Source organism: Kiloniellales bacterium (assembly GCA_030066685.1).
GTDB lineage: Bacteria > Pseudomonadota > Alphaproteobacteria > Kiloniellales > JAKSBE01 > JAKSBE01.
Genome location: JASJBF010000036.1, coordinates 43736 through 58499 on the forward strand (window position 1 = coordinate 43736; position 14764 = coordinate 58499).

The window sequence follows — 14764 nt, forward strand, 5'->3', positions numbered from 1 at the left end:
TCGCCTCCCTCAGCTGAACCGGATTCGGGGGTTGAGATAGGTGTAGCCGATGTCGGCGATGGCCTGGGTCGCGACCGCGACGAAGACGGCGACCATGGCGCAGGCCTCGATCAGGAAGATGTCCTTGTTGAGCGAGGCATCCAGGATCAGGAACCCGAAGCCTTTGTAGGCGAAGAAGAACTCCACCACGATCACACCGGACAGCAGCCAGTTGATCTGCAGCATGATCACCGTGAAGGGCGCGATCAGCGCGTTGCGAAGGGCATGCTTCACGATCACCATCTTGTAGGGCAGGCCCTTGAGAACCGCGGTGCGGATGTAGTGGGTGGTCATGACCTCAGCCATCGAGGCCCGGGTCATGCGGGTCACGTAGCCGAAGTCGTAGAGCACCAGGACCATGACCGGGAGGATCAGCTCGACCGGATTGAAGCCGCCGATCATCGAGCTCGTACCCGGAAGCCAGGCCAGATAGAAGACGAAGAGCGCCTGGAGCATCGGCGCGCTGGCGAACTCGGGCACCGAGGTCGTTATGATCGAGAGGACCGATATGTTCCGGTCCGTCCTCGATCCCTCCCGCATCCCGGCCAGCACGCCCAATACCAGGGCCAAGGGGATCACCACCGCCATGGTCGCGGCGCCGAGGATCGCGGTGTTGCCCAGCCGCGGCCAGAGCACCTCGCTGACCTCGGTCTTGTACTTGATCGACTCACCGAAGTTGCCGACCACCGCATTGCCCAGCCAGCGGAAATAACGCTCGTAAAGGGGATCGTTGTAGCCGTTCTTCTCCAGCCAGATCTCGCGTTGCTCTTGCGAGGAATAAGGCCCCAGGACCTTGGTCGCCACGTTCCCCGGCTGAAGCTCGAGCAAAAGAAAAAGCAGGATGGAGACGACCACCATGGTCAGCACCATCGAGCCTATTCGGCGCATGATGAAGATGAGCATGAACCACGGTCTCCCCTGTGTCGCCTCACCCCTGAAGGTGCGCCCGCCGCGATCCCCCCGGAGCGGGCGACCCTGTGCGGGGGCGGTGCTTCGCCGCCCCCGCTTGTCGTTGTCGCGACCCTAGGCCAGCCAGACCTTGTTGAACTGGTGGTAGAGGGTCGGGTGGGTCTGATAGCCCCGGACGTTCTCGGTCACCGCCGAGAACACGCCGCGCCACAGCGGCTGGATGATCACGGCGTCGTCCTGCAGGATCTGCTGGACCTTGACCATGACCTTACGGCGCTCGTTGACGTCCAAGGTCGCGCTGGCCTCGTCGAGGGCCTTGTCGAACTCGGGGTTGTTGTAGTGCGCCTCGTTCCAGGGCACGCCCGAGCGGTAGCCCAGGTTCAGGACCATCACGCCCAGCGGGCGATGGGTCCAGGAGGTGAAGCCGAAGGGCGTCTTGTCCCAGATGTCCCAGTACTGGGAACTGGGCATGACGTTCAGCTCGATGTTGATGCCGGCCGGTGCGCATTGCTGCTTGAAGGCCTGCATGGCGTCGAGTTCCCAGTTGCCGCTGGTGTTGCCGACGTCGATCGGCAGGGTGATGCCGCCCTCGTGGCCGGCCTCCTTCAGGAGCTGCTTGGCCTTGTCGTAGTCCTGCTTGAGCCGCGGCAACTCCGCGTACTCCGGATGGATCGGCGCGACGTGGTGATCCTCGCCGGGCGCGCCCTTGCCGCGATAGGCGATCTGCAGGATCGCGTCGTGATCGACGCAGGCCTGGATCGCCTGGCGCAGCTTCTTGTTGTCGAAGGGCGTCTTGTCCATCTGCATGCGCGCCACCGCCGTCTGCGCAGTCACCGCCGTGGAGACGACCACGCCCGGGATCTGCTCCGCGACGTCGAGCTGGTTGACGTCGAACTGGTAGATGCCGTTGACCTGCCTGGAGGCCAGGGCCGCCAGCCAGGCCGAGCGATCCTCACCGAGGTCGACGTACTGGATCTCGTCCAGATAGGGCGCGTCGCCCCAGTAGCCCTCGCGCCGCTTGAGCACGGCCTGCTGACCGACCGCGTGCGAGGCCAGCTCGAAGGCGCCGGTGCCGACCGGATTCTTGGAGAGGTCGCCGCCTTCCTCGGAGAAGCGCCGGTGCAGGATCGCGGTCGGATAGTTGTAGAAATTCTCGGGGATCGAAAGCTCCGGCTTGCGCATCCGGAAGGCGACGGTGTGGTCGTCGACCTTCTCGACGGCCCCGTCCATCATCTTCTTGGTCATGACCGGGTTGCCCTGATCGTCCTTCTTGCCGGAGTCGATGTCCTCGACCATCGAGGCGAAGAGGCCGATGTTGGAGGAGCCAGTCTCCGGGTCGAGCCAGCGCTGGACGTTGAAGACCACGTCATCGGCAGTGAAGTCGTCGCCGTTCGACCACTTGACGTCCTGGCGCAGCTTGAAGGTCCAGGTCTTGAGGTCGTCCGAAGCCTCCCAGCTCTCCGCCAGGTAGGGGCGCGTGATGTTGTCCGGCCCGGTGATGGTCAGGTATTCAACGATGTGCCGGGCGATGTCCGACTTCTCGACCCAGTCGAAGGTCGCGGTGTCGGTCATCTCCTGGACCTGCATGCCGAACTTCAGGGTCCCGCCCTGCTTCGGCTGCTCGGCCAGAGCGCTGCGGACGGGGCTGCCCTCGCCCAGGATCTGGCCGGCCATGCCGTAGGCGGCGCCGGCCGAGACGCCGAGCAGGCAGACCGTGCGCAGGAACTCGCGGCGGTCGACTTCGCCCTTGCGAAGCTGTTCGCAGAGCTCGGGGACGTAGGGATGAATTCGCTTCCCGGTCTCGTCCTTCAGGTCTTTCGTCATTGATCACTCCCCATTCGGTGGAAGGTGTTGGGCGCTTCGAGCCGGGGCCACGGGCCCGGACGGCCGGGCCGTCGCTGGGCCCGAGCCGATGCTCGAGCGGGTCTCGCCAAGTCCTTGAATTAGACCGGAGGGCGGCCCGGCCAAAGCTCCGGCCGCCGCATGGTGACAGACGCTCACAACGACAGGACCAAAGAAGGTCGTTTCCCGTGCGCCGCCGGCTTGCACTCGTCTCCCTGTCCCCGGCCGATCACTTGCCGGCCGCGTTTTTTTATTAAGCCGTTGTCCTATAACAAGACCCTAACAAACCTTAGGGCGGGCCGTCACCCTCAAGTTTCCTACCGCCGACATCGGCTTTAGCACCAGCGACCCTCGCGGGGGGCGCGGCTAGGCCGGGGGCTCGGCCGCCAGGGCGGTGACGACCTTGACCTCGCTTTCCAGGGTCCGGTGGACCGGGCACCTGTCGGCGATCTCCAGCAGGCGCTGGCGCTGCTCGGCATCGAGCGGCCCGGTGATGGCGATTTCGCGCTCGATCCGGTCGACCCGGCCCTCCTTCGTCTCGCAGTCGGCGCAATCCTGGGCGTGGATCTTTTCGTGGCGAAGGGCGACCGAGACCTTCTCCAGCGGCCATTTCTTGCGCCCGGCGTACATGCGCAGGGTCATCGAGGTGCAGGCCCCGAGCGCGGCCAGCAGCAGGTCGTAGGGGGTCGGGCCGCTGTTCCTGCCGCCGACTGCGGGCGGCTCGTCGGCGCGCAGGACGTGCCGGCCGGCGGCGATTCGCTGGGCGAAAGGCCCCTCCCCGGTCTCGCTCACCACCACCGCGCCCTCGGCGGCCGGGGGCTCCGGCGCCAGGGACGCCGCGGGGGCCGCGCCGTCAAGGTAGCGGCCGGCCCAGGCCGAGAGCACCTCGGCGACGTAGACCGCGTCCGCCTTGCGGCTCAGCAGATGGTCGGCATCGTCCAGCGAGATGAAGCTCTTGGGATGCTTGGCGGCGGCGAAGATCTCGCCAGCGTTCTCGATGCCGACGGTCTGGTCGCGCGGCGCGTGGAACACCAGCAAGGCCTTCTTCAGCCTGCCCAGCGCCTCGGAGAGCCGCTGCTGCGAGATGTCCTCCAGGAACTGCCGCTTGACGCGGAAGGGCCGGCCGGCGATCTCGACCTCGGCCTCGCCTTCGGCCTCGATCTGCTCGAGGGCGCCGTGAAAGAGGTGCTGGACGTGGGCCGGGGCCGAGGGCGCGCCGATGGTCACCACGGCCACCGCCTCGGGGATCCGCGGCGCGGCGGCCAGGACCGCGGCCCCGCCCAGGCTGTGGCCGACGATGATCTTCGGCGCCTGGCGGGTCTCCCTCAAAAAGTCCGCCGCCTCGATCAGGTCGGCGACGTTGGAGGAGAAGTTGGTGTTGGCGAACTCGCCCTCGCTGTGGCCGAGCCCGGTGAAGTCGAAGCGCAGGACGCCGATGCCTTGTGCGGCCAGGGCCGCGGCGATCCGTGAAGCCGCGAAGATGTCCTTGGTGCAGGTGAAGCAGTGGGCAAAGAGCGCGTAGGCCTTGGGTTCGCCCTCCGGCAGGTCCAGCCGCGCCGCGAGCTGGTCGCCCTGAGCGCCGGCAAAGGTCACCTTCTCGCTGCCTCCGGCCATCCTCGCCTCCTTTTCCTGCGTCGCGGAACCCGGGAGCGTTGCCGACTCGGCCGCCGGCGGGGTATCCCGGGCCCAAGCTTTACACCAGCGTGCGGTCGGGCGACAGGGGCCCGAAAAGGGTCGTTGCGCGCCCCGAAGCGGCCCCAAGCGGCCCCAAGCGGAAGGAGATCCGATGAACGCCGACGACGTGCGGGTCCTGGCCTGCGAGACCGTCTACCAGGGCTATTTCCGGGTCGACCGCTACCGCCTGCGGCACCGGCGCCACGACGGCGGCTGGACCCAGGAGCTGACCCGCGAGGTCTTCGAGCGCGGCCATGCAGTCGGTGTCCTGCCCTACGACCCGGACCGCGACGAAGTGGTGCTGATCGAGCAGTTCCGGGTCGGCGCCCACGCCGCCGGCTGGGCGCCCTGGCAGCTCGAGGTCGTCGCCGGAATCATCGACGAAGGCGAGACGGCCGAGGAGGTCGCCCGGCGCGAGAGCCGGGAGGAGGCCGGGCTGACCCTGCTCGACCTGGCACCGATGACCGACTTCCTGGTCAGCCAGGGCGCGGTGTCGGAAACCGTGCGGCTGTTCTGCGGCCGGGTCGACGCGACCGGCGCCGGCGGCATCCACGGCCTGGAGCACGAGGGCGAGGACATCAAGGTCCTGGTCGTTCCCTTCGCCGAGCTGCCCGCCCTGCTGGCGGCCAACAAGGTGACCAACGCCACCGGCCTGATCGCCCTGCAGTGGCTGCTGCTGAACCGCGACGCGCTGCGCGCCCGCTGGTCCGTGTGAGCCGACCCCCCTGGCCAGGGGCCGAGCCCGATCCTACATTCCGTCCAGCACGCCGCCAGGGAGGCCCGCAGAGCCATGTCCACAGCCGCAGGACTCGACGGGAACCGGCGTGCCGCCCTGGCCGTCGCCGCCGCCCTGCTCTTCCTGCCGCCGGCCGCAGCAGCGGAGATCACCGACTGCGACCGCCTGGCCGCCGATCCCTGGGATACCCGCCGCCTGATCGTGCCCCAGGCGCTGACCGAGGCCAACGCCGCCGAGGCGGTCGCGGCCTGCCGGCGCGCGCTGGCGGCGCAGCCCGAGGCGCCCCGGCTCAAGCTCCAGCTCGGCCGCGCCCTGCTGTTCCAGGGCTTTCCCGTCAAGGCGCTGGAGCCGCTGTCGGAGGCGGCGGAGTCCGACTACGCCGCCGCCGAGTTCTACCTCGGCCTCGCCTACGAGCGGCAGGGCTGGGACGGCCACGACCCGGCCGCCGCCCGCACCCACTACGAGAAGGCGGCCGCGCTCGGCCACGCCCAGGGACAGCATAAGCTGGCCCTCGCCCTGCTCAGCGAGGAGCGCGGCGACGGCGCGCGGCTGCGCGCGGCCCTGCCCTGGCTGGAGCGCGCCGCGGCCCAGAGCCTGGCCGAGGCCCTCTACCTGCAGGGCGTGCTCTACTCCAACGGCGGCTACGGGCTCTGGCCGGACCTCGAGCGTGCCGCGGCCCTGTTCGGCGAAGCGGTCGCGCTAGGCCACGACGCCTCCAGGCTGGCCCTGGGCAACGCCTTCGTCATGGGCCGGGGGGTCGAGAAGGATCCGCAGCACGGCCTCGAGCTGATCACCCGGGCGGCAGAGAACGGCTTTCCCAGCGCCCAGATCGAGCTCGGCCGCATGTACCTCTCGGGGCGCGTCGTGGAGAGGGACGAGGAGCGCGGTTACCAATGGTTCTGCAAGGCCGAGGGCCCTGGCCAGGCGCTCTTCTTCACGGAGTACGGCAAGCCCCTGCCCTGCAACGACTTGTGAAGCGGGGCCGATTGTCTTCGCCGGGTGCCGGGGCTAGCATCGCTGCCAGGGCAGAGACGCAAAAGGAATTGATGGAGGGGCATCCTTGGACATCCGCGACGGCTTCGTCGGGGCGGTCGGCAACACGCCGCTGATCCGCCTGCGTCATCTCTCGGAGGAAACCGGCTGCGAGATCCTGGGCAAGGCCGAGTTCCTCAATCCCGGCGGCTCGGTCAAGGACCGGGCGGCGAAGTACATCGTCCTGGACGCCGAGGCGCGCGGCGCGCTGAAGCCGGGCGGGGTGATCGTCGAAGGCACCGCGGGCAATACCGGGATCGGCCTGGCCCTGGTCGCCCGGGCGCGGGGCTACCGCACGATGATCGTGATCCCGGAGACCCAGTCCCAGGAAAAGAAGGACATGCTGCGGCTCTGCGGCGCCGAGCTGATCGAGGTCCCGGCCGTGCCCTTCCGCGACCCCAACAACTACGTCCACCAGGCCGCCCGACTGGCCGAAGAGCTGGCCGCCGAGGAGCCCAAAGGCGTGCTCTACGCCAACCAGTGGGACAACACGGCCAACCGGCGCGCCCACTACGAGGGCACTGGCCCGGAGATCTGGGACCAGACCGACGGTAGGGTCGACGCCTTCGTCTGCGCCATCGGCACCGGCGGCACCCTGGCCGGAACCAGCCGGGCGCTCAGGGAGCGCAAGAAGGACATCGTCATCGGCCTCGCCGACCCGCCGGGCGCCGCCATGTACAGCTACTACACCACCGGCGAGCTGAAGGCCGAGGGCAGCTCGATCAGCGAGGGCATTGGCCAGGGCCGGATCACCGGCAACCTCCAGGACCTGGAGGTCGACGCGCCCTTCCAGATCTCCGACGCGGAGGCGGTCGCGCTGGTTTTCGACATGATGGAGCGCGAGGGCCTGATCCTGGGCAGCTCCAGCGGCTTCAACGTCGCCGGCGCCCTTCGCCTGGCCAAGCAGCTGGGCCCGGGCCACACCATCGTGACCATCCTCTGCGACTACGGCACGCGCTACCAGAGCAAGCTCCTGAACCCGGCCTTCCTGCGGGAGAAGGGCCTGCCGGTACCGGCCTGGCTGGAGCGGGGCGCGGCCTGACCCGGGACGCGGGCGAACGACGAGTGGGAGAGAGCGCGATGGAGCCGATTTTCCGCGAGGACGCCTACCAGCGGTCCTGCGAAGCGAAGGTCGTCTCGGCGGACGAGGCCGGGATCCGGCTCGACCGGACCGTCTTCTATCCGCTGGGCGGCGGCCAGCCGGGCGACAGCGGCGTCCTGCGCCTGGCCGACGGCAACACCCTGCGGATCGTCGACGCGCGCAAGGGCGAGAGCCTGGACGACGTCCTGCACATCCCCGAGGAAGGCGCCGCTCTGCCCGCGCCCGGCACCGCAGTCACCGCCGAGATCGACTGGGCGCGCCGCCACCGGCTCATGAGGATGCACACCTGCATGCACATCCTCTGCTCCCTGATCGAAGGCGACGTGACCGGCGGCCAGGTCGGCGAGGCCAAGAGCCGGCTCGACTTCAACCTGCCGGACACCCAGCTCGACAAGGAGGCCCTGACCGCGGCCCTCAACCGGATCATCGCCGAGGACCATCCGGTGCAGCCGCGCTGGATCACCGACGCGGAGCTGCAGGCCAACCCGCAGCTCGTGCGCACCATGTCGGTCAAGCCGCCCAGCGGCCACGGCAAGGTCCGGCTGCTCGAGATCGAGGGCGTCGACCTGCAGCCCTGCGGCGGCACCCACGTCCGCCGCACCGGCGAGATCGGCCCGGTCGCGATCGGCAAGATCGAGAACAAGGGCCGCCAGAACCGCCGCGTCAACATCCTCTTCGCGGAGTAGCCGCAGAGGATGAGCACGGTATCGGAAATCCCCTCGCTGTCATGGCCGGACTTCATCCCGCCATCCATGGAGCGGGCGTCCCGATGGATGCCCGGATCAAGTCCGGGCATGACAGCCGAGTGGGCGGCGCGCCAACCGTGCCTCCGGACAACCCAACCAAATCACGAGAGATAGAGCCGAAGCATGACCCAAGCGATCCAGGACTCCCTGGTTTCCACCGACTGGCTGGCCGACCACCTGCGCGCGCCCGACGTCCGGGTGGTCGACGCCACCCTCGCCCTGCCCAACGAAGACTGGGACCCGCGCGCCCGCTTCGAGGGGTCCCACATCCCCGGCGCGGTCTTTTTCGACATCGACGAGATCGCCGATTCCGCCTCCGACCTGCCACACATGCTGCCGGCGCCGGAGAAGTTCTCCTCCCGGGTCCGCAAGCTCGGCCTCGGCGACGGCACCCGCATCGTGGTCTACGACCAGCAGGGCCTGCGCAGCGCGGCGCGGGTCTGGTGGATGTTCCGGCTCTTCGGCCACGACGACGTCGCGGTGCTGGACGGCGGCCTGCCCAAGTGGCTCGACGAGGGCCGGCCCAGCGAGGACGGCCCGGCGCGCCCCGGCGAGCGCCACTTCAGCGCTCGCATGAACACCCTGATGGTGCGCGACCGGGACCAGGTCCTGGACAACATCGAAAGCAAGCGCGAGCAACTCCTCGACGCCCGCTCCCGCGGCCGCTTCCAGGGCACCGAGCCGGAGATCTGGCCGGGCCGGCGCGGCGGCCACATCCCGGGCAGCCTGAGCCTGCCCTTCAACGAGCTCCTGGCCGAGGACGGCCGGACCCTGCTGAAGCCGGCCCAGCTCCGCGAGCGCTTCGAGGCGGCCGGCATCGACATGGCCCGGCCGGTGATCACCACCTGCGGCTCCGGCATCACCGCCGCGGTCCTGGCACTGGGCCTGCACCTGGCAGGCCACAAGGAGGTCGCGGTCTACGACGGCTCCTGGGCCGAATGGGGCCGGCCCGGCGACACCCCGGTCGAGGTCGGCCCCGGCAGCAGCCGCTAGCCCCGGCGAGCTCCGGCATGGCCGACCCGAAATGACCACCGAGGACGACGAGCTGCCCGACCTGAAGATCCGCCCGGCCGAGCCGGCGGACGACCGGGCCTTGCTCGCGCTCTGGCAGGCCGGCGGCGTTCTCGCCGAGGGCGACGATCCACTGGCCGACCTCAGGAACTTCCGCGCCGCCGCGGACGCCGAGGTCCTGGTCGGTCAGCATCGCGGCAAGGTCGTCGCCGGGCTCTGCGTCGCCTTCGACGGCGGCCGCGGCTCGATCTACAACCTGGCGGTCGATGCCGAGCTGCGCGGCGACGGCTACGGCCGGCGCATGCTGCGCTTCGCCGAGCGCTGGCTGAAGAAACGCGGCGCCGAGAGCGCCCAGGTCCTGATCCCGGCCGGCCGGCTGGAGGCCCGGCGCTTCTGCGAGCACCTGGACTACACGACCGAGCCCCGCCACATCATGCGCCGGCGCCTGGTCGCGGGCGCCGCCGCGCCCGAAGGACTCGCCTCCGAGAACCCCGGCGAGGGCAAGCTCGCGGTCACGGTCACTTACCTGGAGATGACCGAGCGGCCCAGTCTGCCGCAGGTCCTGCACCCGGCCGAGACCACCATCGCCCTGCTCCGCGCCCACAACCCGCCGGTGCCCTTCTACCGCTTCCTCTACGACACCGTGGGCGGACCCTGGCTGTGGTATGAGCGGCGGGTCATGGCCGAGGCCGACCTGGCGCGGATCCTGGAGGACGAGCGGGTCGAGGTCTACGTGCTCTACGCCGAGGGCGCGCCGGCCGGCTTCGCCGAACTGGACCGCCGCCAAGGCACTGAAATCGAGCTCTCCTATTTCGGCATGATGCCCTTCTTCATCGGCCGCGGCCTGGGCCGCTACCTCCTGGCCTGGGCCATCGAGCGGGCCTGGAGCTACGAGCCAAGGCGGCTCTTGGTCAACACCTGCGACCTCGACCACCCCAAGGCCCTGCCCCTCTACCAGCAGCTCGGCTTCAAGCCCTACAAGCAAGAAGAGAAGGTCATCGACGACCCCCGCGTGACCGGGGTGATCCCGGTCTAGATAGGGGCGTCTTCGGAGGGCTTACCCTCATCGAGCAGGCGCGCCGTGCAATACTCCCCTGCAGGCCAGATACCGCCGAGATAGTTGTAGCGGAGCGTCACCGATGCCGTCTTCCTGAGGGCGAGCCGCCGGGACCATTGCGGCGCCCGGAAGTCGGAGCCCTTCCAAGACAGCCAGGCGCTGCTCAGCTCCGTGCTCAGCCGCCGCCAGAGATCGTAGGTCGGCGCGTGGTTGCCCCAGGTCCATTGTGACGGTGGGGCAGAGGGAAAATGGCGGATCCGATACCTGAAGCGGTCCTCCTCGCGACGTGCACAGCCCCTCATCTGCATTAGGTCGACCGTCCAGGCCGCCTGCGGCTCCAGGCTCTCGTTCCGGGCCCTCATAAGCGTGACCATCACGTCGTCGTCGACGTACTCGAACGTGAAGCTCTCGATGCCGAACTGCTGATCATCACGGGTCGCGCTCCTCGGATAAAGGATCCGGGCACCATCCGCGCTGCGCAGGTAAGGCGCGCGCCCCTCGATGCTAGGAAGCGCTTGGCCGGCTGGAGCGATCCGGTGAGTGTAAAGAAACCCCGGGTTGTCTCTGGGCCCGAGAACTCGATAGCCCGCCTCGTCGGGCAGATCGAACACTCTGATGAGTTCGGGAAGAGGAAAACAACAGTTCTCCCCGGGCGGCGGCGCATCAGCTGGATAGGGATGGAAGCGCCAGGGTGATGGTGGCGCCTCGTCCAAGGGGGCCATGGCGGGCGTCTCCGCTGTCAGGGTGTGAAGCCCCCTTTCGACGCCCTGCCTGATATCGGGAGTCAGGGGCGCAAAGGTCCGGAACAGACGGTCCTGCCAGCCGCCATTCAGCCAGCCGCCGCGAAGGCCGACCTGCTGCCAGGCCGGTTCGCCGGACCCCTTCCCTGGCCAGCAGGGAAAGGCATCGGTGATGCAGTCGTCAACCCGGCGCCAGAGGCCATAGGGCGGCACCTCCGTCTCACTGCCCCTTTCCCGCCGCCACAAGGAGGCCGAGCGATTGTGATCGACCTGAAGGATCTGGCCCGAGAACTTGTCGCACGGCTTGAGGGGGTTGATGTAGCGGCTCTCGGTCAGCCGGCAGATGAGCGGGTAGCCGACCTCGTCATCCCGATACTCGAAACGAAACCAGCCTTCCGCCGCCGGATCGTCCTCAACCCGGCCCGGCCCAATACGACGGAGCCTCTGGCCGCTGGCCCGATTGACCAGCATGTCTACTTTCGGTAGAGCCAGCCACCAGCCGAAGCCCTCGACCATGGAATTCCCCGGAACTACTAGAACGCCGCCGCTGCGCGGATCACCCTATCAACCGAAGGTTCTGGAGGTCTTAAGGTCCACTTTTGGCTTTGCTGCGATGATGGGCCGATTGGTGGAGCGGGCTCAAAACGATAGCACCGCATCGAAGTAGAGGCGGTATTCCATGATCGTGTTGTCGTCCTCGGTGACGGGTGTTTCCGCGCCTGCGCCGATCTGGATATTGTCGTTGAACTGATAGCGCAGCCCGCCGCCGACCACCACCGTCGTATCCCGATCCTCGCTGCCGAAGTTCAGGGCATCCAAACCGTCCAATTGGCCGATCGCGCCCTTGGACCGGTTGCCGTTGTCGACGGCCGTGTAGCCGTTGACCTCGAAGATCGGGAAAAGACCCGGCAACACCTCATAGTCGGCATGCAGGGAATAGTGGAGAATGGAGGTGTCTTCGGAGGGACGCAGCGCCAGGTTGGCGCCGATGCTCGCTTGCAGCCCGAAATCGCCGAAGCTTCGCGTTCCGCTGACAAAGGGATTGAGAAAGCCGTCACCGTTGCCCTGCAACTCGATGCCGCCGGTCTCGAGGTTCTGAATCGGGATCTCGTAGCGCAGTCCTGCCGTCAAGAGGCTCTCCGTCTCGGGCTCTGAATAGAGCGCGTACTTGAAGCCCAAGGCGATGTTGGCGAAACCGTCCTCGTCCTCCAGCACCTCGTCGAAGTAGGCGTCGACGTAGCCGTCCTTGGTTGCGATGAAGCCGAGCCGCTCCGTGAGCGCGAGGCGGAGCTGTAGAGCGACGAGGTTGATATGGCCGCCCTCGGTCACGAAGTCGTTCGGGATCTCGTTGTAGAAATAGAAGGCCCGCGCCTCAGTCGTGATGTAGGGCGTCTCGTTGAGGATCGGGTTGGTCACCGGCGGCACATAGCGGCTGTGCCGCCCCTCGCCCAAGGACCCCTTCAGGTCGAGGCCGAGGAAACCGGGCTGCCCCTCTTCAGCCCTCACCTCGCCCACTGCGGCCGTCACCGCCAAGACAATCAGGACCCCGGCCGCCATGGCCGCACGATGGCGGTTTCCCATCAGATTGCTCCTCCCCCAACCCCTGTTCCCGGAGGTAAATCCCCCGGCCATTTGCCTTGGATGCTATTTCACTGGCCGGAATGGAGCTATCCGATTCACGCAATTGTCGAAGGGCTTGCCTTGAACTCGGCCCCTGCCTCGTGAACTTAGTCCAAGTCCTGGCGCTGCACTTATGCTGGAAAGAGCAGGCGGTGGATTGGGGAATATGATCGTCGGAACAGAAAGACGTGTTGAATATAAAACACCGCCTCTAGAGGATACCGGTCAATAGGGTTCTCCGGTTAGCATGTCGACGTAACCGCCATATCCCGGCGGCACAAGGCAGAATGCCAATACTACTTCAGTATATCTTAGTGGTGCCACCCGTCCTAACTCATCGATTACGTCAGACAAGTACATACCGTTCCTATTGGCCCTTACATTGCGTATCGTGACGACGTCAATTGGAACATGATCGTTGGAATCCACGAAATTCCTTATGTCCTGGTAGCTTTCGGATGCCCGCCGAATTCTAAAAAAGTGCGCCAGTCGCCTCCCTGGACGCGGTTCGGTGTCGTGATAGCCTTGAAACTTGGTTAGTACATAATCTCCAACCGCCCCGTGAGGCGCCCCAGCTGGGTGGAGTGTATCGTTTTCATATCGGGTTACCCAATCATCCAGCGTCCCCCTGGTTTCCGAGCCAAAGCGGGGGTCCATGTAGAACGTGATACCTGGAGGATTGTATGCATGGCCGTCTCTTCGTTGCCCGCCATGAGAGGAGATAATGACCCTGTTTGTTCGCAAGTTATTCCCTCGAAACAATCTGATACGATCCCGTTTCAATTCATTACACATTCTGGTCACCCATGTAATCACGACGGTTATCTGGCCTTAGTTGGAAGCGTATACGACTCCTGTTCTTGTGGTTCTAGGCAGAGAGGAGCGTGGAGCGCGCATCCCTAAGGATCCAAAGAAGAGCGTTATCCGGGTTCTATCCAGGCTCCTATCCCATCGACAAGCGGACACCACGGCACCGCTAAATCCCGCGCTTGGCACCAAGATAAATCACCAGCTTTCCAAGCTAATGGTTTGCTTCCACTTGAGGACAATGGCAGCATCGTCCGGCGAAAACCAGACATTGATCATCTAAACTCTAATGACGGGCATCGATCTTGACTGTGCAAACCGGGATTTCCCACGTGGATCCCTCCCGTGCTGTTGATGGTGACCCAGATCCGCTCGAGGGACAACCTGTTCGCGCGCGCCATCCTAGGGCATCATCGAGTTCGCGATAGGCGAGCAAGCCAGCGTCGGGCCTGACCCACGGTCCATGGAACTCTAGCTTCAGGCGGCGGTTGAAAACGGGTCGAATTGGGACGCAATCCGATTCACCCGCCGGAGTCCGCATCCGAGCCGCGCTCCACCTGATCCAATACCAAGGAGCGTTGATAGTGACACATTTGACCGGGTTTGCTTGCCCGCTCGCTGCGCTGCCGCGCTCAGACCACCTCGAGCAGGCGATCCAGCGAGGATTCCTGGAAACGCGGCGCGGCCTCGTCGTCCGCCGGCAGGCCGAGGCGGTTGTGCCAGTAGACCGGCATGCCGAGGGCGGCGGCGCCGGGCAGGTCCGCGGCCGATCCGGCCACGAAGAGGCTGCGCTCTGGCGCGACGCCGAGGGCCGCAAGCGCCATGGCATAGGGCTCGCGGCGCGGCTTGTAGAAGCCCGCACCCTCCGCCGTGACGATGACACTGAAGCGCCGTGAGACCCGGAGGGCCGCCAGACGGCCGCGCATCTCCGAGCAGTTGGTGACCACCGCCAAGTCGGCGCGCCGGGCGAGCGCCTCCAGCACCTGCGGCGCTTCGGGCCAGGGCGTCAGCTCGCCCCAGCGCGAGAGCAGGTCCTTCGGTGCCGAGGGCGGCAGTCCGACGGCCTCGGCCGCCTCGGCCACGATGTCCTCGTAAGACCGGTAGGCGCCGGCGCTGTAGGTCAGCCCGAGGTAGGCCTTGCGCCAGCGCAGACCGAGTTCCTCGGAGCCGGCGATGCGGTTCCACAGGGACCAGGAGTCGATCAGCGCCGTCAGGAGGTCGAAGACGACAGCGTCATAGTGCGCGGAGAAACCGGCTCCGGCGGCGTCCGCGTCGTCACTGTGTCGCGTTTTCCGTCGCATCCGGGGGGGCGCTCGGGGCCGGACCGGTCAGGGTGCCCAGGAAAGCGGCGATCTGGTCGAGCTGGAGGTCGGTGAGCTCCAGCGCGTTCAGCTCCTGGTGCCCCAGCCCTCCGCCCGGCGCCTTGCGGTAGTGCTCGAGAACCTCGCG

Annotated in this window: 12 protein-coding genes and 1 pseudogene; 6 read left to right on the forward strand and 7 right to left on the reverse strand. The window is 66.9% G+C overall.

Annotation, left to right across the window (positions count from 1 at the left end; all coding sequences use genetic code 11):
* Window positions 1–9 precede the first annotated feature (9 nt).
* The 3 genes from QNJ30_20810 to QNJ30_20820 all read right to left on the reverse strand — a co-directional run bounded on the left by QNJ30_20810 (window position 10) and on the right by QNJ30_20820 (window position 4404).
* Window positions 10–942, reverse strand: a complete 933-nt coding sequence (locus QNJ30_20810; protein MDJ0945916.1) for an ABC transporter permease — start codon at window positions 940–942, stop codon at window positions 10–12.
* Window positions 943–1062: 120 nt separating this feature from the next.
* Window positions 1063–2772 (reverse strand): ABC transporter substrate-binding protein, encoded by a 1710-nt coding sequence (locus QNJ30_20815; GenBank protein MDJ0945917.1) that lies wholly within the window; start codon window positions 2770–2772, stop codon window positions 1063–1065.
* A 384-nt stretch (window positions 2773–3156) separates the two neighbouring features.
* The gene (locus QNJ30_20820; protein ID MDJ0945918.1) at window positions 3157–4404 is read right to left on the reverse strand and encodes a bifunctional alpha/beta hydrolase/OsmC family protein; all 1248 of its coding nucleotides are present in this window, start codon (window positions 4402–4404) and stop codon (window positions 3157–3159) included.
* A gap of 172 nt (window positions 4405–4576) precedes the next feature.
* Here QNJ30_20820 and QNJ30_20825 point away from each other — a divergent pair, with 172 nt between their 5' ends.
* The 6 genes from QNJ30_20825 (at window position 4577) to QNJ30_20850 (ending at window position 10127) form a co-directional block, all read left to right on the forward strand.
* Window positions 4577–5179 carry an NUDIX domain-containing protein gene (locus QNJ30_20825; protein MDJ0945919.1) on the forward strand — a complete coding sequence of 201 codons (603 nt, stop codon included), beginning with the start codon at window positions 4577–4579 and terminating at the stop codon, window positions 5177–5179.
* Between the two features lie 75 nt (window positions 5180–5254).
* Entirely contained in the window at window positions 5255–6175 is a 921-nt protein-coding gene (locus tag QNJ30_20830) for a tetratricopeptide repeat protein (GenBank protein MDJ0945920.1), read from the forward strand.
* Between the two features lie 85 nt (window positions 6176–6260).
* Window positions 6261–7274, forward strand: a complete 1014-nt coding sequence (locus QNJ30_20835) for a cysteine synthase A (protein MDJ0945921.1) — start codon at window positions 6261–6263, stop codon at window positions 7272–7274.
* Window positions 7275–7312: 38 nt separating this feature from the next.
* Window positions 7313–8020 carry an alanyl-tRNA editing protein gene (locus QNJ30_20840; protein MDJ0945922.1) on the forward strand — a complete coding sequence of 236 codons (708 nt, stop codon included), beginning with the start codon at window positions 7313–7315 and terminating at the stop codon, window positions 8018–8020.
* A 183-nt stretch (window positions 8021–8203) separates the two neighbouring features.
* Window positions 8204–9073, forward strand: coding sequence for a 3-mercaptopyruvate sulfurtransferase (sseA, locus tag QNJ30_20845; GenBank protein MDJ0945923.1), 870 nt, complete (start codon window positions 8204–8206; stop codon window positions 9071–9073).
* Between the two features lie 31 nt (window positions 9074–9104).
* Window positions 9105–10127 (forward strand): GNAT family N-acetyltransferase, encoded by a 1023-nt coding sequence (locus QNJ30_20850; GenBank protein ID MDJ0945924.1) that lies wholly within the window; start codon window positions 9105–9107, stop codon window positions 10125–10127.
* Here the strand turns inward: QNJ30_20850 and QNJ30_20855 are convergent.
* From QNJ30_20855 to QNJ30_20870, 4 genes and pseudogenes are all read right to left on the reverse strand, one after another.
* Window positions 10124–11404, reverse strand: a complete 1281-nt coding sequence (locus tag QNJ30_20855) for a hypothetical protein (protein MDJ0945925.1) — start codon at window positions 11402–11404, stop codon at window positions 10124–10126. The two genes, QNJ30_20850 and QNJ30_20855, sit on opposite strands and share 4 nt — an antisense overlap.
* 123 nt (window positions 11405–11527) lie before the next feature.
* Window positions 11528–12469: a transporter gene (locus tag QNJ30_20860; GenBank protein MDJ0945926.1), complete on the reverse strand. Its 942-nt coding sequence runs from the start codon at window positions 12467–12469 to the stop codon at window positions 11528–11530.
* Window positions 12470–13715: 1246 nt separating this feature from the next.
* A pseudogene (locus tag QNJ30_20865) lies at window positions 13716–13856 on the reverse strand (IS1380 family transposase).
* A gap of 91 nt (window positions 13857–13947) precedes the next feature.
* Entirely contained in the window at window positions 13948–14616 is a 669-nt protein-coding gene (locus QNJ30_20870; GenBank protein ID MDJ0945927.1) for an HAD hydrolase-like protein, read from the reverse strand.
* Window positions 14617–14764: the final 148 nt, after the last annotated feature.